The organism is Dyella sp. GSA-30, from assembly GCF_027924605.1.
Classification (GTDB): Bacteria; Pseudomonadota; Gammaproteobacteria; order Xanthomonadales; family Rhodanobacteraceae; genus GSA-30.
Window position 1 is genome coordinate 2,685,730 of record NZ_AP027042.1, and the last position, 16,588, is coordinate 2,702,317.

18 protein-coding genes are annotated in these 16,588 nt (G+C 61.2%); 12 read left to right on the forward strand and 6 right to left on the reverse strand.

Features of this window, described 5'->3' with window-relative positions:
* The first annotated feature begins 153 nt into the window (after window positions 1-153).
* Entirely contained in the window at window positions 154-1,083 is a 930-nt protein-coding gene (locus tag QMG46_RS11830; RefSeq protein ID WP_281852723.1) for an MBL fold metallo-hydrolase, read from the forward strand.
* A gap of 1 nt (window position 1,084) precedes the next feature.
* Here the strand turns inward: QMG46_RS11830 and QMG46_RS11835 are convergent, their stop codons facing one another.
* The gene (locus QMG46_RS11835; RefSeq protein WP_281852724.1) at window positions 1,085-1,690 is read right to left on the reverse strand and encodes a TetR/AcrR family transcriptional regulator; all 606 of its coding nucleotides are present in this window, start codon (window positions 1,688-1,690) and stop codon (window positions 1,085-1,087) included.
* 70 nt (window positions 1,691-1,760) lie between these two features.
* Between QMG46_RS11835 and QMG46_RS11840 the strand changes: the two genes are divergently transcribed.
* From QMG46_RS11840 to QMG46_RS11855, 4 genes are all read left to right on the forward strand, one after another.
* Complete coding sequence (locus tag QMG46_RS11840) at window positions 1,761-3,032, forward strand: MFS transporter (RefSeq protein WP_281852725.1); 1,272 nt, start codon at window positions 1,761-1,763, stop codon at window positions 3,030-3,032.
* A gap of 218 nt (window positions 3,033-3,250) precedes the next feature.
* Complete coding sequence (locus QMG46_RS11845; RefSeq protein WP_281852726.1) at window positions 3,251-4,330, forward strand: 3-deoxy-7-phosphoheptulonate synthase; 1,080 nt, start codon at window positions 3,251-3,253, stop codon at window positions 4,328-4,330.
* Window positions 4,331-4,397: 67 nt separating this feature from the next.
* Window positions 4,398-4,673: a GNAT family N-acetyltransferase gene (locus QMG46_RS11850; protein WP_281852727.1), complete on the forward strand. Its 276-nt coding sequence runs from the start codon at window positions 4,398-4,400 to the stop codon at window positions 4,671-4,673.
* Between the two features lie 105 nt (window positions 4,674-4,778).
* A complete protein-coding gene (locus QMG46_RS11855) occupies window positions 4,779-5,447 on the forward strand; it encodes a DUF1345 domain-containing protein (RefSeq protein ID WP_281852728.1) in 669 nt (222 codons plus the stop codon).
* Between the two features lie 117 nt (window positions 5,448-5,564).
* On the opposite strand, the gene QMG46_RS11860 is transcribed toward QMG46_RS11855, so the two are convergent.
* Window positions 5,565-6,047: a YajQ family cyclic di-GMP-binding protein gene (locus QMG46_RS11860; RefSeq protein ID WP_281852729.1), complete on the reverse strand. Its 483-nt coding sequence runs from the start codon at window positions 6,045-6,047 to the stop codon at window positions 5,565-5,567.
* Between the two features lie 98 nt (window positions 6,048-6,145).
* Between QMG46_RS11860 and QMG46_RS11865 the strand changes: the two genes are divergently transcribed.
* Together QMG46_RS11865 and QMG46_RS11870 are read left to right on the forward strand one after the other, a co-directional pair.
* Window positions 6,146-7,324 (forward strand): BaiN/RdsA family NAD(P)/FAD-dependent oxidoreductase, encoded by a 1,179-nt coding sequence (locus QMG46_RS11865; RefSeq protein ID WP_281852730.1) that lies wholly within the window; start codon window positions 6,146-6,148, stop codon window positions 7,322-7,324.
* Between the two features lie 91 nt (window positions 7,325-7,415).
* Entirely contained in the window at window positions 7,416-8,294 is an 879-nt protein-coding gene (locus QMG46_RS11870) for an NAD(P)-dependent oxidoreductase (protein ID WP_281852731.1), read from the forward strand.
* Between the two features lie 218 nt (window positions 8,295-8,512).
* On the opposite strand, the gene QMG46_RS11875 is transcribed toward QMG46_RS11870, so the two are convergent.
* Window positions 8,513-8,983 (reverse strand): YaiI/YqxD family protein, encoded by a 471-nt coding sequence (locus QMG46_RS11875; protein WP_281852732.1) that lies wholly within the window; start codon window positions 8,981-8,983, stop codon window positions 8,513-8,515.
* Window positions 8,980-9,861: a PhzF family protein gene (locus QMG46_RS11880; protein WP_281852733.1), complete on the reverse strand. Its 882-nt coding sequence runs from the start codon at window positions 9,859-9,861 to the stop codon at window positions 8,980-8,982. Before QMG46_RS11880 ends, QMG46_RS11875 begins: the two co-directional genes overlap by 4 nt.
* 170 nt (window positions 9,862-10,031) lie before the next feature.
* Here QMG46_RS11880 and QMG46_RS11885 point away from each other — a divergent pair, with 170 nt between their 5' ends.
* The 4 genes from QMG46_RS11885 to QMG46_RS11900 all read left to right on the forward strand — a co-directional run bounded on the left by QMG46_RS11885 (window position 10,032) and on the right by QMG46_RS11900 (window position 13,177).
* Window positions 10,032-10,640, forward strand: coding sequence for a rhomboid family intramembrane serine protease (locus tag QMG46_RS11885; RefSeq protein WP_281852734.1), 609 nt, complete (start codon window positions 10,032-10,034; stop codon window positions 10,638-10,640).
* A 138-nt stretch (window positions 10,641-10,778) separates the two neighbouring features.
* Entirely contained in the window at window positions 10,779-11,510 is a 732-nt protein-coding gene (locus QMG46_RS11890) for a histone H1-like repetitive region-containing protein (protein ID WP_281852735.1), read from the forward strand.
* Between the two features lie 138 nt (window positions 11,511-11,648).
* Entirely contained in the window at window positions 11,649-12,044 is a 396-nt protein-coding gene (locus tag QMG46_RS11895) for a hypothetical protein (RefSeq protein WP_281852736.1), read from the forward strand.
* A 20-nt stretch (window positions 12,045-12,064) separates the two neighbouring features.
* Entirely contained in the window at window positions 12,065-13,177 is a 1,113-nt protein-coding gene (locus QMG46_RS11900) for an aminopeptidase (RefSeq protein ID WP_281852737.1), read from the forward strand.
* Between the two features lie 3 nt (window positions 13,178-13,180).
* On the opposite strand, the gene QMG46_RS11905 is transcribed toward QMG46_RS11900, so the two are convergent.
* Window positions 13,181-13,993, reverse strand: a complete 813-nt coding sequence (locus QMG46_RS11905; protein WP_281852738.1) for a c-type cytochrome — start codon at window positions 13,991-13,993, stop codon at window positions 13,181-13,183.
* 379 nt (window positions 13,994-14,372) lie between these two features.
* On the opposite strand from QMG46_RS11905, the gene pncB reads away from it, so the two are divergent.
* Window positions 14,373-15,560 carry a nicotinate phosphoribosyltransferase gene (pncB, locus tag QMG46_RS11910; RefSeq protein ID WP_281852739.1) on the forward strand — a complete coding sequence of 396 codons (1,188 nt, stop codon included), beginning with the start codon at window positions 14,373-14,375 and terminating at the stop codon, window positions 15,558-15,560.
* A gap of 162 nt (window positions 15,561-15,722) precedes the next feature.
* Here the strand turns inward: pncB and QMG46_RS11915 are convergent, their stop codons facing one another.
* Window positions 15,723-16,523, reverse strand: coding sequence for a MetQ/NlpA family ABC transporter substrate-binding protein (locus QMG46_RS11915; RefSeq protein ID WP_281852740.1), 801 nt, complete (start codon window positions 16,521-16,523; stop codon window positions 15,723-15,725).
* Window positions 16,524-16,588 lie beyond the last annotated feature (65 nt).

Consider the following 16,588-nt stretch of genomic DNA (forward strand, 5'->3'; position numbering starts at 1 on the left):
GGGTGAGGGGGGCTTTTAGTCCTCAGAACCACAACGCCCGGCGCATCGACTCTCGCTACATTCGCAGCAGATAAAGCACGGAAAAAAACCAAATAAATCCCAAGCTCACATTCTCCTTGTTATCCTCCAGTTCCCCAAAATCGAGCCCCGCCGATGCATCCCCACGGCATCCATACCATCGACACCGGCTTTTTCCGTCCACACTTCGATGCTGCGTATCTCATCGTCGAGAACGGTCACGGCGCCTTTATCGATTGCGGCACGAATTATTCGGTGCCGCGCATGCTCGCCGCGCTGGATAACGCGGGTTTGCAGCCTGAGCATGTCGACTGGTTGATCCTGACCCATGTGCATCTGGATCACGCTGGCGGCGCGGGCGAGCTGATGGCGAAGTTGCCCAATGCGCAACTGGTGGCGCATCCGCGTGGCGCGCGGCACATGATCGATCCTTCCATGCTGTGGGCCGGCGCCAGCGCGGTTTATGGCGAGGAGACCATGCAGCGCGAGTACGGTCGTTTGCGGCCGGTGCCGGCTGAGCGGGTGATCGAATCGGCGGATGGGTATGTGGTGGATTTGCAGGGAAGGCCACTGCTGTGCCTGGAAACTCCCGGGCACGCCAAGCATCATCAAGCCATCTATGACGAACGCGCGCGTGTCTGCTTTACCGGCGATACGTTCGGGCTTTCCTATCGCGAGCTGGATACGGCAGCGGGCCCGTTTATCCTGCCGACCACGACGCCGGTGCAGTTCGACCCGGTTGCGCTACATGCATCGATCGACCGATTGCTCGCGCTCAAACCCGAGGCGATGTACCTGACGCATTACGGTCGGGTCGAAACGGTATCCAAGCTTGCCGAAGATCTGCGCGAACTGATCGACGCCATGGTGGCCATCGCGCAAAGTCTCAACGAGGCGCCGGAACGCCAAGAGGCCATGAAGGATGCGCTGGCGCGCCTCTATCTCGAACGCGCACATCTGCACGGCTGGCAAGGTTCGCGTGACGAACTGCTTGTCCTGCTCGGCATGGACGTGGAATTGAATGCGCAGGGGCTTGGCGTCTGGCTCGACCAGCGCAAAGCCTGAGTCAGTCGACCTGCGATCGGATCAGGGTTTGAGCTACCTCGACCAATGAGGCAGCGGGCCCGTGCTCGCCAAACGTCTGCCCGGAAGCATAGGTTCCCTCGAGCAATAGCAGCAGGCCATCGGCCAGCAACTCCGGTTGGCGTGCCTGCATCGCCTTGCACATCTGCACCAGCCGCGCGCGCAATTTGCGCTTGTGTTCTTGTGCGACCTTGCGCGCCGGATGATCGGTCTGCGGATACTCGATCGCCGCATTGGTGAGCCCGCAACCGCGGTAGTCGCGCTTAGATGCGCGCTGCGCCAGTCCCTGCATATAGCCGAGCAGTTGCGCACGCACATCGTCGGGATGCCGATCTTTCTCGCTATCGAAGCGCGCCCAGAAGGCCACTTCATAGTCGCGCAGATATTCGGCGGCAAGCTCGTCCTTGGACGCGTAGCTGCGATACAGGCTGGGCTTGGTAACACCTGCACGGGTGACGATCTCATCGACACCGACAGCACGGATGCCCTCGCGATAGAACAGCTCCTGCGCGGTCTGCCGGATACGGTCGGCAGCGCGGAGCTTGGTCGGTTCGGGGGCAGGGGTCTTGGGTGTCTGTTTGATAGCCATATGCGCGACAGGTTGACGATGTTACCGATCGGTACGTATGATGCGCCGAAACCACGTACCGATCGGTAACATGACTATAGTCCGGAAACGTCCCTGGGGCCAGTGCTACGCTTTCGTCGTGGCTGGTGTGATCTTTTTGGCGCTGCTGGCTGCCGCCGGTGTGCGTGCCGCGCCGGGCGTGCTGATACTGCCCTTGGGTCAGGCGTTCGGCTGGAGTCGCGACAGCATTTCGCTGGCGGCGGCGGTGGGCATTTTTCTCTATGGCCTGGTCGGTCCGTTTGCCGCGGCGTTGATGCAGGCGGTGGGTATCCGCCACACGCTGATGGCTGCGCTGACATTGATGGCCTTGTCGATCGCGGCGAGCAACTGGATGACCCAACCCTGGCATCTGCTGCTTAGCTGGGGCGTGTTTTCCGGCATCGGTTCGGGTTGCGTCGCAATCGTACTGGGCGCAACCGTCGTCAATCGCTGGTTCGTCAAGCATCGTGGCCTGATGCTGGGCTTGCTCACCGCGAGCACGGCAACGGGCACGCTGGCGTTCCTGCCTGCGCTGGCGGCGATCGCCGCGCATGGTGGCTGGCAGCCGGTGGTATGGACGGTGTCGATCGCTTGCGCGGTATTGGTGCCGCTGGTGTGGTGGTTGCTGCCGGAGCGGCCGGCCGATGCGGGGCTGGTGCCTTATGGCGCGGAACCCGGCACCGTTGTACAGGAGCCGCCGCGACGCAACTTGCTGGCAATTGCGCTGGGTACGTTGGCGAAAGCATCGCGTCATCGGACCTTCTGGTTCCTGTTCGGCACGTTTTTTATCTGCGGTTTCACGACCAATGGTTTGATCGGCACGCATTTCATCGCGATGTGCGGCGATCACGGCATTCCCGAAGTCCGCGCCGCGGGTCTGCTGGCGATGATGGGTTTTTGCGATCTGATCGGCACCACGCTATCGGGTTGGCTGACCGATCGCTTCGATCCGCGCAAATTGCTGTTTGTCTATTACGGCTTGCGCGGGTTGTCGCTGATCTGGCTGCCGTATTCGGATTTCTCGCTGCACAGCCTGGCTTTGTTTGGCGTGTTCTATGGCCTGGACTGGATTGCCACCGTGCCGCCGACCCTGAAGCTGGCCGCCGAAGCGTTCGGCGATCAGGATGCACCGGTGGTATTTGGCTGGGTCGCCGCGGGGCATCAGGTGGGGGCGGCCAGTGCGGCATTCTTCGCCGGCTTCATGCGCGTGCAGCAGGGTAACTATCTGGAATCGTTCGTTATCGCAGGCGCTTTCGGCATCGTGGCCTCGTTGCTGGCGATCGGGATCCGGCGCCGGGCGCCGCTGATTGCTCAGCCGGCGTGATGGTGCTTTGCACAAGCCCATAGTTGTGCTATCACTACGGCCCATGACCTCCCACACCACCGCCCTGTATTTCTGGTTTTACGGCTATCCGAAGCCACAGGCGGAGGCATGGGCGCGATCGTCGTAACGAGATCAAACAAGAATCCCAGACCGAACCGCCAGCCTCCACTGGCGGTTTTTTATTGGCCGCCACCGGAACCCCACCAAGGACGTTTCCCATGAGCAGCCATACCGACGATTTACGCATTCGCAGCATCCAGCCCCTGAGCACGCCCGAGCAGGTGATGGGCGAATATCCCTTGAGCGAACGCGCCGCCGCCACGGTGAGCGATGCGCGCCAGGCACTCCACCGTATCCTCGCCGGTGACGACGATCGTCTCGCGGTGGTGATCGGCCCCTGTTCGATCCACGATCCGCAGGCCGCGCTCGAATATGCACAGCGGCTCCGGCTTCAACGAGAGCGGCATGGCGATGCGCTGGAGATCGTCATGCGGGTGTATTTCGAAAAGCCGCGCACCACGGTGGGCTGGAAGGGGCTGATCAACGATCCCGATCTCGATGGCAGCTTTCGCATCGATAAGGGATTGCGCCTCGCGCGCAGCGTGCTGCACGACATCAACGATCTGGGTTTGCCGGCGGGCTGCGAATTTCTCGACATGATTACGCCGCAGTACACCGCGGACCTGGTCGCCTGGGGCGCGATCGGTGCGCGCACAACCGAGAGCCAGGTGCATCGCGAACTGGCGTCGGGGCTTTCTTGTCCGGTCGGTTTCAAGAACGGCACCGATGGCAACGTCAAGATTGCCGTGGATGCGGTTCAGGCCGCTTCGCAACCGCATCATTTTCTCGCCGTGACCAAGGAGGGCAATGTCGCCATCGCCGCCACCAGCGGTAACGAAGACTGTCATCTGATCCTGCGCGGCGGCCATGTGCCGAACTACGATGCCGACAGCGTGCAGGCGGCCTGCATGGCCATGGAAAAAGCCGGGCTTGCGCCGCGCCTGATGATCGATGCCAGCCATGCCAACAGCGCCAAGCGCCCGGAGAACCAGCCAGCTGTTGCCGAGGACATTGCGAGTCAGCTGGAAGCCGGAGAACAGCGGATCATCGGTGTGATGGTCGAAAGCCATCTGGTGGGCGGCCAGCAAGCGTTGCTGCCGGGCAAGCCGTTGACCTATGGTCAGAGCATCACCGATGGCTGTCTGGACTGGGAGCAATCCGTGCAACTGCTCGATCATCTTGCCGAGGCGGTACGTGCACGGCGCTTACAAACCCGGCGCAAGGTCGTCAATGGATAATCTTTCACATGGGATTCCCATCGCTCCGGCCTATGCTTGATTCCCGATCTGCGAAAAGGAGTTCCTCATGTCCCCCGAAATCCGGCATGACCGCGCCCGGCATCGTTTCGAGGCGCGCGTGGAAGGCGTCGCTTGCGTGCTCGACTATTTACTCGATCAGCACGTCATGACGGTGACGCACACCGTGGTGCCCGAAGCTGTGGGTGGTCGCGGTATTGCCGCCGAACTGACCCGCGAGGCGATGGATACCGCGCGCAAGGAAGGCTGGAAAGTGGTGCCCGCATGTTCTTACGCACAAGCCTGGATGCAGCGCCATCCGGAATATGCCGATCTGCGCGCGTGATCGTTATGATGCGCACGTAATCCGCCATGGAGGCGGGTAGAGGGCGGTGCGCTTGAACAAGTCACGATCGATCGAACACGGCCTTCGGATGACAAGGAGGCCAGCATGAACACGCATGCAAAACCCAAGTGGCGCTGGCGTCCCTTCCATGCCATGCGTGCGCGACCGCGCATGATGACGTCTGCACTGATTTTCGTCGTCATAAGCACGCTGCTTTATCTCTCCGGCGTGCGCCTGACGCTTGCGCTGCTACTCGGCTTCGACGTCGGTGCGTTGGCCTTCCTGAGCATGGTGGCCTGGTTGTTCAACAAGGCCAGTCCCGATCAGATGCGATCGCAGGCAAAAGCCCAGGACAGTGGTCGCTGGGGTTTTCTGTGGAGCGGTATCGTCCTGACTGGAGTGGTGATGGTGGCGCTGGGCACGGAACTGCATTCGTCCAAGGACGGCGGCGCCGGCTCGATCGTGCTCTCGTCGGCCAGCGTGGTGCTGTCGTGGCTGTTTATGAACACCATGTTCGCGATGCACTATGCGCACGGTTATTACGGCAACTTCGGCAAGAAGCACGAAGGCCTGCAATTTCCGGAAACCCCGCAGCCCGACTACTGGGATTTCGCCTATTTCGCCATCGTTATCGGCATGACCTTCCAGGTCTCCGATGTACAGATCACCAGCCGCTATATGCGCCGGGTCGCTTTGCTACATAGCGTGATCGCGTTCTTCTTCAACGTGTTCATTATTGCGTTGACGGTGAACGTGGTGGCCGGGCAGGCGTGAGCGAGTGGTGAGTTCGGCCGCAGGCGGCCTCGGAGGAGTGAGAAAATAGAGAGAGCATGCTTCTCGTCTATTTTTCTTACTCCTCACAACAAGCGGCGCTTGCCGTCTTACCTCTTGTCAATCGCGGAAGTTGTCGAACTGCAGCGGCAGTTCCACGTCCGTCTTGCGCAATAGCGCCATCGCCAATTGCAGGTCGTCGCGTTTCTTGCCGGTAACGCGCAGCTTGTCGCCGTTGATCTGCGCTTCGACCTTCAGCTTGGCTTCTTTCAGCGCGGCAACGAGCTTCTTGGCGATCGGCTGCTCGATACCCTGCTTGACGGTGATTTTCTGGCGGGAGCCGGCGAGGTTGGTTTCCGGGTCCTCGACTTCCAGCGCGCGGATATCGATCTTGCGGCTGCTCAGGCGTGCACGCAGGATATCCAGCATCTGCTGGAGCTGGAACTCGCTTGGCGCGGTCTGGGTAATGACGAACTTGTCCAGCTCGAACTTGGCGTCGCTGCCCTTGAAGTCGAAGCGGGTGGACAACTCGCGATTGGCCTGGTCGACGGCATTGGTCAGTTCGTGCTTGTCGACTTCGGAGATGACGTCAAATGAGGGCATGGCGGCGAGTCCTTTACGATGCAAAGTGTCAGTGTAAGCGATAGGCGCGAAGGTAGCGGATAATCGTCGGCCATGGCGATCTCGATGGCGGTATTTCAGTGAAAGTGGATGTGTTGATCATTGGCGGGGGAGCGGCCGGCCTGATGTGCGCCATGGTGGCGGGTTACCGCGGCCGCAGCGTGCTGGTGGTGGACCATGCCAACAAGGTCGGCAAGAAGATCCTGATGTCCGGCGGCGGGCGCTGCAATTTCACCAACCTGGGCGTAACGCCTGCACAATACCTGTGCACCAACCCGCATTTCGCCAAGTCGGCGCTGGCGCGCTATACCCCGTACGACTTTATCGCGCTGGTCGAAAAACACCGCATCGCCTATCACGAGAAAGAGCTGGGTCAGCTGTTTTGCGACGATTCGTCCAAGCAGATCCTGCGCATGTTGCTGGATGAATGCGCTGCGGCCGGCGTGCGGATCGAAACCAGCTGTGGCGTGGAGCGGGTGCGCCGCGATGAAGAGGGTTTTGCGGTGAAAACCGCCCGTGGCGAAGTGCACGCGGATTCACTGGTTATTGCCTCTGGTGGCCTTTCGATCCCGAGCATGGGCGCCAGCGGTTTTGGTTATGAACTGGCACGCTTGTTTGGCCATGCGGTGCTGCCCACGCGCGCCGGCCTCGTGCCCTTGACCTTGAGCGGCAAGCATCAGGAGCACTACCAGGATCTGGCCGGTGTCGCCTTGCCGCAGGTCGAGGCGCGGGTTGGCAAGCAGGGCTTTCGTGCCGGCATGCTGTTTACCCATCGCGGGATCAGCGGCCCGTCGATCCTGCAGATTTCCTCGTATTGGCAACCCGGCGACGATTTGCGTATCGATCTGTCGCCGGATACGGATGTCGGCGATTGGCTGATCGCGCAACGTGCCGAGCGGCCCGCGGCTGAATTGAAGAACGTGCTCGCCGACCTGTTGCCCAAGCGCCTTGCACAGCGCTTGTGCGAGCGCTGGCTGGGCAACCGGCCGATGCGTCAATGGCAGGAGCATGAGCTGCGCGGCCTGGGCCAGCAATTGCACGACTGGCCGATCACCGCCAGCGGCACCGAAGGCTATCGCACCGCCGAGGTCACCCTGGGAGGCGTCGATACGGACGGCATTTCTTCCAGCACGATGCAATCGAAGCTCGTTCCCGGGCTTTTCTTCATTGGTGAAGTGGTCGATGTCACCGGCTGGCTGGGTGGCTACAACTTCCAGTGGGCGTGGGCATCGGGGCAGGCTGCCGGCGAGGTGGTTTGACGCTTTTCGTGCTGGTGTCGCCACATGCCCTTTGCTTTGCGTAAACGAACCCCATGCTTCACTGCCAATCTATCCATCGAAAGGTGTGTCTATGAAAGTCGGATTTATCGGCCTGGGTGCGATGGGCGCCGCGATGGCGAGCAACCTGGTCAAGGCGGGCCACACGGTCACCGTATGGAATCGTTCCGAGGCCGCGACGGCGCCGCTGGTATCGCTGGGTGCGAAAGCTGCCGCCACGGCCGATCGGGCCGCGCAGGGCGAAGTGCTACATAGCATGCTGGCCAACGACAAGGCCGTACGCGAGGTAATCCTCGACAGTGGCCTGCTCGATGGGATGGATCCCGGCACCGTGCACGTCAATCACGCCACCATCTCGGTGGAACTGGCCAGGGTGCTGGTCGAGGAACATGCCAAGCGCAATCTGGGCTATGTCTCCGCGCCGGTCTTTGGTCGGCCGGACGTGGCCGCGGCGGGCAAGCTCAATATTCTCGCGGCAGGCAAGGTGTCGGCGGTACAAAAAGTGCAGCCGCTGCTTGAGGCGATGGGGGCGAAAATCTGGCCGCTGGGCGAGGAGCCCGAGCGTGCGAACATCGTCAAGATCGCCGGCAACTTCATGCTGGTGACGGCAGTGGAAAGCATGGCTGAAGCATCCGCGCTGACGCGCGCGCATGGTGTCAGCGCGGGCGATTTTCTCGAGATCATGACCAGCACGCTGTTTGCGTCTCCGGTGTATCAGGGGTACGGCAAGTCGATCGTCGAGCAGCGTTTCAAGCCGGCCGGTTTCGCTCTGCCGCTGGCGTCGAAGGATATCGGCCTGGCTTTGGAGGCGGGCACCTCCAGACACGTGCCATTGCCGTTTGCCAGCTTGCTGCGCGACAGCTTACTCGAAGCGTTGGCGCAGGGCGACGAAGACCTGGATCTGGCTTCGTTGTCGCTGGTGGCCGCGCGGCGGGCGAATCTGGGCGATTGACGGGACTTTGGTGTTGCGGTCGCGACGGTGGAACCCCGAAAAACCTTTCTACTCGTCATTCCGGCGCAGGCCGGAACCCAGTGGCTTTGCGATCGGTTGTCGCGAGAGCAAATGAGAATCTGCTCTGCTGCGAAAACCGGAAACTGAGCCCACTGGGTCCCGGCCTGCGCCGGGATGACGATAGGAGAAACTGAGGCTTTTCAAGGCGTGTCGTGCGCTTAACCCAGCATCTTTCGCCGACGCATAAGCCACGCATCGAGCTGATTGGCAAACGCCTGCTTGTCCCGCGCGTGAAACGCCGCCGGCCCACCGGTGTCCACACCCGCGCCGCGCAACTCATCCATGAAATTACGCATCGACAGCCGTTGCGCGATGGTTTCGGTCGTGTAGAGCTCGCCGCGCGGATGCATCGCCAGCGCGCCTTTCTCGATTACCGCCGCGGCCAGTGGAATATCCTGGGTGACCACCAGGTCCTGCGCGCTCAGGCGCTGCACGATCTCGTTGTCGGCGACATCCAGGCCTGAGGGCACCTGTACGGCACGCACGAAGCGTGACGGCGGCGTACGCAGCCACTGGTTAGCCACCAGCGTGACGTTAACCTGCTCGCGCTCGGCGGCGCGAAACAGAGTTTCCTTGATCGCGACCGGGCAGGCATCGGCATCGACCCAGATTTGCGGCGCTTGGCTCACTCGGCGCCGTTCCAGTGCACATGGCCATCGATGATGGTATTGGTCTTGCCGCCGACCCAGATGGCGCCGTCGATACGCACCAGCAACTGCGCGTTGTAGCCGATCTCGCGGCCCTGGCTGACGGTATAGCCCTGTGCGAGCGGACCATCGGGCTCGGCATGAGCGATATAGGCACCGATCAGGCCATTGGCGGCGCCGGAAGCGGGGTCTTCGACGATGCCCACGCCTGCGGGTAGTGCCCGCACCACGAGTTGATAATCGGGATGGTTGCTGCGTGCGAACACGCAGATACCCAGGCTGTCGGTGGCTTTGGCCAGTTCGCCGATGGCGGCGTAGTCGGGTTGCCAGGCGCGCAGGCTGGCCTCGTCCGCACACTCGGCCACCCACCAGTGGCGGCCACCTTCGACGAAGGCCGGCGGCAACTTGCCCATGCCGATGCCGGACAGCGCGCCGGCAAGCAATGGATGCGCATCGACGCCTTGCGAGACCACTTTGGCGCGCGGTGATTTCAACAGTAACTGTCGTGCAGGACCTTCGCCTTCGACGCGGATCGGCAGTACGCCGGCCAGACAGTCCTGCCACAGCACGCCGTCGACCGGCTTGGCCAGGCCGCTTTCCAGTACGGCATGTGCGCTGCCGATGCTGGGATGGCCGGCGAAAGGGATTTCCTTGTGCGGCGTGAAGATGCGCACGCGATAGCTCGCATCGGGCTGGCTGGGCGGCAACAGGAACGTGGTTTCGACCAGGTTGGTCCAGCGGGCGAAGCGCTGCATTTGCGCATCGTTCCAGCCGCGGGCATCGGTAATGACGCCAAGATGATTGCCGCCGCCCAGGGTGGCGGCAAAGACGTCCAGATGCAGGTAACGAATGGGTGACATGAAGGGAGTCGTGGCGGCAACCGGCCGCACTAAAGCGCCGAATGATAGTCCTCCGGCGCCTTTTGTGGCAGTGCAACGAAGCGCGGCCGGACGCAGACAGGGCAGGTGTCGACAAGCGCAGGCAGGCTCGTCAATATGCCGCCTTTCGTCCAAACGTTATGGAAATCCGCATGCCGGTCACCCTGATCATTATCGCCATCACCTGCGTGGTGTCGTTCATGGCGTTCAACAACAGCCGCCTGATGAACGAGTTGATCCTGTGGCCGCCCGCGATCACGCGCCAGCGCGAGTACTACCGCCTGGTGACATACGGCGTTCTCCACGCCGATTTCGGCCACCTGCTGGTCAACATGCTCACGCTGTTCTTTTTTGGCCGGGTGATGGAGCAGTACTACACCCATACGTTGGGTACGTTCGGTTTTGCGCTGTTCTATCTTGGTGGGCTGATCGTCTCGATTCTGCCGACCTATCTGTCCAACCGCGGCAACGCCAACTATCGCAGCCTGGGGGCCTCAGGCGCCGTGTCCGCGGTGCTGTTCGCGTCCATTCTCTTTCAGCCCTGGGCGAAGATCCTTCTCTACTTTGCTCTTCCGATTCCGGCCATCCTCTACGCCGTGCTTTACGTGATTTATTCGGTCTACATGGACCGGCGCGGGCAGGGCAATATCAATCACAGCGCGCACCTGTGGGGAGCGGCTTACGGCGTGGCTTTTACGCTGATGGTGCAACCGGAACGACTGTCGATTTTCATCGATCAGCTGATGCGGCCGCGCTTTTGATGTAAAACATCACAGTGCGTTGCATCGGAGAGCGTAAGATTCGCTCATTCCGGATACATCTTGCCGGTGCTAATGCTCAGTCATCTGACGTAGAGGAGACACGTCGGAGCCTTTTGTTAACCGCAGGAGTAAAGACGCATGGCAACGACCCGCAAGTCTGCCGCGAAGAAGTCCGCGGCAAAAAAAGCAGCAAAAAAGGCCGTATCTCGTAAAAATACGGCTACGGTAAAAAAGCCCGCCAAGAAAGCAGCGGCCCGCAAGAGCCCGGTAAAGAAAGCCGCCGCACGCAAGGCGCCGGCCAAGAAGGCAGCGGCAAAAAAGACCGTGGCTAAAAAGGCAGCGGCAAAGAAAGCCGTTCGCAAAGCGGTTAAGAAAACCGTAGTGCGTAAAGCTGCCGTCAAGAAATCCGTCGCGAAGAAAACCGTTGCACGCAAGGCCGTCGGCAAGAAGGCCGCCGTCAAGAAAGTCGCCGTAAAGAAGACGGTCACCAAGACGATGCCGAGCAAGCCAGCCGCCACCAAGGCGCCTGTCGCGAAGAAAGCAGCGACCAGGAACGCGGCACCGCCCAAGCCGGCTGTCGTAAAGCAGTCCGCGCCGAAGCCTGCAAAGCCCAAGCCTGCTGCCGAAGCCAAGGCCGAGCCGGTCAAGCACATCAGTCCGGAAGAGGCGGTAGCGCATATCCAGGCGCTGCTCGTCGCCAAACAAGAGCGCGTACGTCAGGGGCCCAACTGGCCCGGTGCCGATCAGCAAGCCCATCCCACGGAAGAAAGTCATCCGCCGCAAAACGGCGGCGATACCTCCGCGCAGGATTCAGGGCTTGGCCAACCCGTGCATCTGCAAGGCGATCTCAATCGGCGCAGCAAGATTTAGCGTGCGCATGGCCATCAGATAAATGGCTGTGTCTATATGGCCGGCGGGTAAATGCCCGCCGGCTTGTTTTTGTCCGGCTCAGTACCCATTCAACGGGGTGGACTTAGCGTGATGTCGTAGCGACCGGGAGGTCCTTGTATGAAACGCTTACTAGCCGGATTGATGCTTGGTGGTGCCGTCGCAACGCTTTCGGGCTGTTACTACGACCCTGGTTACAGCTACGTGCGCAGCAGCGCTTACGTAGGCGACGCGTATTACGGATCGGGCAGTACGGTGGTCTACGACGACGCCTATTACGGCGGCGTGCCGGGCTATTGGTATCCGGGTTACGGCTACGGTTATGGCTACGCGCCGGGTATCAATGTCTGGTATGGGCGCGGTTATTACGGTCGCGGCTACTGGGGCGGCCGCGGTTACTACGGTCATGGTGGTTACTACGGCCACGGTGGCTACCATGGTCGCCCCGGCGGTGGTGGGCATTGGAGCGGCGGCCATGGCGGCTGGCACGGCGGTGGCGGCGGCCACGGGCGTTAAGTAACAGGCACAATGGCGGCATGTCGAAGCGATATCGCATGCCAACCGGGTTATCCCGTATCGCAAGGCTCGTGGTGTTATCCGCCGCGGGCCTTTTGTTTGTCGGCTGCCAGACGCTGGGTTACTACGCGCACATCGCGCGTGGACAGTCGGCCCTGGTGCTGGATCGCAGGCCGGTTGCCAAGCTGCTTGGCGACCCGCAGGTCGATCCCAAGCTGAAAGCACGGCTCGCGCTATCCCAACAGGCCCGGCGATTTGCGTCGAGCCAACTGGGGCTGCCGGACAATCGCAGCTATACCGGCTATGTCGCGCTGGATCGCCCCTATGTGGTGTGGAACGTGTTCGCGACGCCGCCCTATTCGGTCGATGCCGTGCGGCAATGCTTTCCTTTTGCCGGCTGCGTGCCTTATCGGGGCTATTTCACCGAAGCCAAAGCCAAGCAACGGGCGCAGCAGCTGAAAGCCGATGGCGATGATGTCTGGGTCGGTGGTGTGGCGGCATATTCGACCCTGGGCTGGTTCGCCGATCCTATTCTCAGCAGCATGTTGCGCTGGGACGATGACGAACTGGCCAGCACGATTTTTCATGAGCTGGCCCATCAGCTGATCTACGTCAAAGGCGACAGCGCCTTTAACGAATCTTTCGCAAGTTTCGTTCAAGACGAGGGCTTGAGGCAGTGGCGCCAATCACGTGGCCTGCCCCCGCAGAAGGGGCGCAGCGAAGCGATGGACGATGGCTTCACACAACTGGTTCTCGACCTGCGCGACCGATTGCGCAAGGCGTATGCGCAAGGCGGCGATGAGACAACGCTGGCTGCGGCAAAACAGCGCGAGATCGAGGCCTTTCGCCAGCGTTATGCGCAATGGCGGGATCACGACTGGCCAGGCCAGCATGGCTACGACGCCTGGGTAGCCGCGCCGATCAACAATGCGCGGCTGCTGCCGTTCGGCATCTACGATCACTGGCTGCCTGCGTTCACCGAGCTGTTTCATCGCAGCGAGTCGCAATGGCCCGCGTTCTACACGGCAGTGCGCACGCTTGCGCAACAGCCGTTCAAGCAGCGCAACGAGTCCCTACAGACACTGCTGGATGCGGCCCAAAAGGAGCCGCCAGTGCAGGCGGCTGCCCCCTGAGACTTACGGCGCCGCCTTTCGGCCTGCCATATGCCGCAAATACGCCAGCAGATCGTCCAGGTCCTGATCCGATAGCGAGTCGCGCGAGAAGCCGGGCATCTTCGCCTCAGGCCAATGACGCAGCGACTGCGGGTCGCGCACGTAAGCGCGCAGCAGGTCGGCACGGATGTATTCGGTCGGGTTGTGCGGAATGTTCAGATCGGGGCCGAGTTTGGCGTCGCCGCTGCCATTGAGCGTATGGCAGGCCAGGCAGGTGCGCTGAAATACCGCATAGCCTCGACGAATCGGGCTGTCGGCGGGCAGGGCGGAGTCAGGCCGCATGGCGGGAAAGCGCTGGGAGACATCCGCCAGCTTGCGGATCGAGGCAACTTGGTAGGGCCATTGCTCCTGGCCGATGTGCGCCGCCTGCGGGTGCGTCCAGACGATGTAGAAAGGGCCGGCGCTGGGCTTTCCCGGGCCCAGTGCGGGCCAGGGTTGGGTTGGGGATTCGACCGCCAGCCAGGCCTCGCTGCCGCGTTCGTCCAGCAACAGGGAGGCCGGAATCTCCGCCGCGAAGCCGTCGCTGGCGACAAATTGCAGATGGTCTTCGGGGCCGATGCCGTTGAGCAGGGCGCGCAGGGGAATGGCCCGATAGTGCATGGAGCGCTTGTAGGCGACGTCGCTGGGGATATCGATCGTGCGCAGGTCCTGGCGCGCGATCAGCTGAGCGGTCTGGTAGGTCTGCGGTGCGCCCTGGCCGAGATCGATCTTGAGTTCCGCGGCTGAGGCGCCGAGGCCTAACCATCCCAAACAAAAACCAAACAAAACGCGACGCATGGATATCTCCTTTCCCATGGTGATCATTGTAGCGATGTGGCGAAAGCGCTCGGTCGCTTGAAAAATATCTGGCTGGCCCAATTAACCGACGAGAGCGATGGCGCATGTCCTCGATGAACGATTGTTCATGTAGGTGCCCTTGAACTTTTCCAAGGGAACGCCATCTAAGTTTCATGATCGCCGTGATGGCGACCCGAAGTGACCTGGCTAGATCGGTCACTGAGGGGCTGGATCTATCCTTCCCCAAGGATCCCGGCCCGACAAACCCCGGCGGCCCCTCCCCTGGCCCCCGGGGTTTTTTTTGCCTCGCGTTTACGCCTGCTCGCTTAGACGGGGACTTCCAGCTCATAATCGTTCGTCCTGTGCGCCAGAGTGTCCGATGATCATCAGCTCGTTGCTCGATACCGACCTGTACAAGTTTTCGATGATGCAGGTGGTGTTGCATCACTATCCGGCGGCGCAGGTCGAGTACCGTTTCAAGTGCCGCAACCCCGGCGTGGACCTGGTGCCGTATATCGAAGAAATCCGCGCCGAGCTGGAGGCGCTGTGCAGCCTGCGTTTCACCAACGACGAACTGGATTACCTGCGTAGTTGGCGTTTCATCAAGAGTGACTTTGTCGACTTTCTCGCGCTGTTTCATCTCAATGCGAAATATGTGCAGATCGAGCCCTCGGCGGCGGGCAACGGCGAGATTGAGATCCGTATCGTCGGCCCCTGGCTGCACACGATCCTGTTCGAAGTGCCGCTGCTGGCGATCGTCAACGAGGTGTATTTTCGCAATACGCAGCCGAAGCTCGATCTGGCGGAGGGACGTCGCCGCTTGCGCGACAAGATCGCGCTGCTGCGCGATACCGCCGATTACAGCGGTTGCCGGATCGCCGATTACGGCACGCGCCGGCGTTTCTCGCGCACCTGGCAGGAAGAGGTCGTTACCGCGTTGCGCGACGGGCTCGGCGAGCAGCTGACCGGCACCAGCAACGTGTGGCTGGCGCGTCAGCTCGATCTGCGCCCGCTAGGTACGCTGGCACATGAGTATCTGCAGGCGCATCAGGCGCTGGGGCCGCGGCTGCGCGATTCGCAGGTGGCCGCACTGGAAACCTGGGCCAAGGAATATCGCGGCGATTTGGGCATTGCGCTGTCGGACGTCTATGGACTCAGTGCTTTCCTGCGCGATTTCGATATGTACTTCTGCAAGCTGTTCGATGGTACGCGGCACGATTCGGGAGATCCGTTCGAATGGGGCGAGCGTGTGCTGGCGCACTACCGCGCCAATCGTGTCGATCCGAGCAGCAAGGTGCTCGTCTTCAGCGATGGCCTGGATATTCCGAAGGTGATGCAGCTGTACGCGCATTTTCGCGGCCGTTGCCAACTCGCATTCGGCGTGGGCACCAACCTCACCAACGACGTCGGCCCGACGCCGCTCAACATCGTGATCAAGATGGTTCGCTGTAACGGGCAACCGGTGGCAAAGCTGAGCGATTCGCCGGGCAAGAACATGTGCGATGACACCGCTTACGTGGCGTATCTGCGGCAGGTGTTTGATATTCCGGTGCTGGCTGGGGAATAGCGCTATCGCAAAATCCGAAGTCCAACACCACTGGGTCCCGGCCTACGCCGGGATGACGGCTAGATAAGTGGCAGAATTTCTTCAACCCTCATGCTCGTCATTCCGGCGTAGGCCGGAACCCAGTGACTTGGGTGTGCGGTTATCGCGATAACACCCAAAACCTCAAAACGCCGGCAGTACCGCGCCGTGATACTGCTGCTCGATATACGCCTTGATCTCCGGGCTGGTCAGCGCCTTGGCCAGTGCCTGCACGCGCGGATCGTCCTTGTTATCGGCGCGACTCACCAGGACATTCACATAGGGCGAATCCTTGTCCTCGATCAGCAACGCGTCCTTGGTGGGGTTGAGCCCGGCAGCCAGGGCGTAGTTGGTATTGATCAACGCAAGGTCGACCTCGTCGAGGGTGCGCGGCAGGATCGCCGCTTCGAGCTCACGGAACTTCAGATTCTTCGGATTGGTCACGATGTCCTTGGGCGTGGATATCGGGCTGGTCGGATCCTTCAAGGTGATCAGGCCATGCTTGGCGATCAGCAGCAAGGCACGGCCGCCGTTGCTGGGATCGTTTGGCAGGCTGACCGTGGCGCCATCCGCTAGTTGGTCGAGCGATTTGATCTTGCGCGAGTACGCGCCGAAGGGCTCGATGTGCACGCCGGTCACGACGGTCAGGTTGGTGCTGTGTTGCTTGTTGAACTCATCCAGATAGGGCTTGCTCTGGAAGTAGTTCGCATCGACGGTCTTTTCCAGCACCTGGGTATTGGGCTGCACGTAGTCGGCAAATACCTTGATATCCAGCTCGATGCCTTCCTTCGCCAGGATCGGCTTCACCTGCTTGAGGATTTCAGCGTGCGGAACCGCGGTGGCAGCGACCGTCAGCGTCTTGCTATCGGCATTACCGCCGCCGGAACCTGACGAGCAGCCGACCAGCAGGAGCAGGGCGGCGAGGGGAGCGAGAAGCTTGATCATGGAATTTGAGCCTTTTGTGCGTCGCACAAGAATAGCCGTCTATACCGCTGATGGCAAAGAACTTG

Coding starts and splice junctions, on each gene's coding strand:
- QMG46_RS11830 (WP_281852723.1), top strand. CDS start 154: ATGCATCCCCACGGCATCCATACCATCGACACCGGCTTTTTCCGTCCA.
- QMG46_RS11835 (WP_281852724.1), bottom strand. CDS start 1,690: ATGGCTATCAAACAGACACCCAAGACCCCTGCCCCCGAACCGACCAAG.
- QMG46_RS11840 (WP_281852725.1), top strand. CDS start 1,761: ATGACTATAGTCCGGAAACGTCCCTGGGGCCAGTGCTACGCTTTCGTC.
- QMG46_RS11845 (WP_281852726.1), top strand. CDS start 3,251: ATGAGCAGCCATACCGACGATTTACGCATTCGCAGCATCCAGCCCCTG.
- QMG46_RS11850 (WP_281852727.1), top strand. CDS start 4,398: ATGTCCCCCGAAATCCGGCATGACCGCGCCCGGCATCGTTTCGAGGCG.
- QMG46_RS11855 (WP_281852728.1), top strand. CDS start 4,779: ATGAACACGCATGCAAAACCCAAGTGGCGCTGGCGTCCCTTCCATGCC.
- QMG46_RS11860 (WP_281852729.1), bottom strand. CDS start 6,047: ATGCCCTCATTTGACGTCATCTCCGAAGTCGACAAGCACGAACTGACC.
- QMG46_RS11870 (WP_281852731.1), top strand. CDS start 7,416: ATGAAAGTCGGATTTATCGGCCTGGGTGCGATGGGCGCCGCGATGGCG.
- QMG46_RS11880 (WP_281852733.1), bottom strand. CDS start 9,861: ATGTCACCCATTCGTTACCTGCATCTGGACGTCTTTGCCGCCACCCTG.
- QMG46_RS11885 (WP_281852734.1), top strand. CDS start 10,032: ATGCCGGTCACCCTGATCATTATCGCCATCACCTGCGTGGTGTCGTTC.
- QMG46_RS11890 (WP_281852735.1), top strand. CDS start 10,779: ATGGCAACGACCCGCAAGTCTGCCGCGAAGAAGTCCGCGGCAAAAAAA.
- QMG46_RS11895 (WP_281852736.1), top strand. CDS start 11,649: ATGAAACGCTTACTAGCCGGATTGATGCTTGGTGGTGCCGTCGCAACG.
- QMG46_RS11900 (WP_281852737.1), top strand. CDS start 12,065: ATGTCGAAGCGATATCGCATGCCAACCGGGTTATCCCGTATCGCAAGG.
- QMG46_RS11905 (WP_281852738.1), bottom strand. CDS start 13,993: ATGCGTCGCGTTTTGTTTGGTTTTTGTTTGGGATGGTTAGGCCTCGGC.
- pncB (WP_281852739.1), top strand. CDS start 14,373: ATGATCATCAGCTCGTTGCTCGATACCGACCTGTACAAGTTTTCGATG.
- QMG46_RS11915 (WP_281852740.1), bottom strand. CDS start 16,523: ATGATCAAGCTTCTCGCTCCCCTCGCCGCCCTGCTCCTGCTGGTCGGC.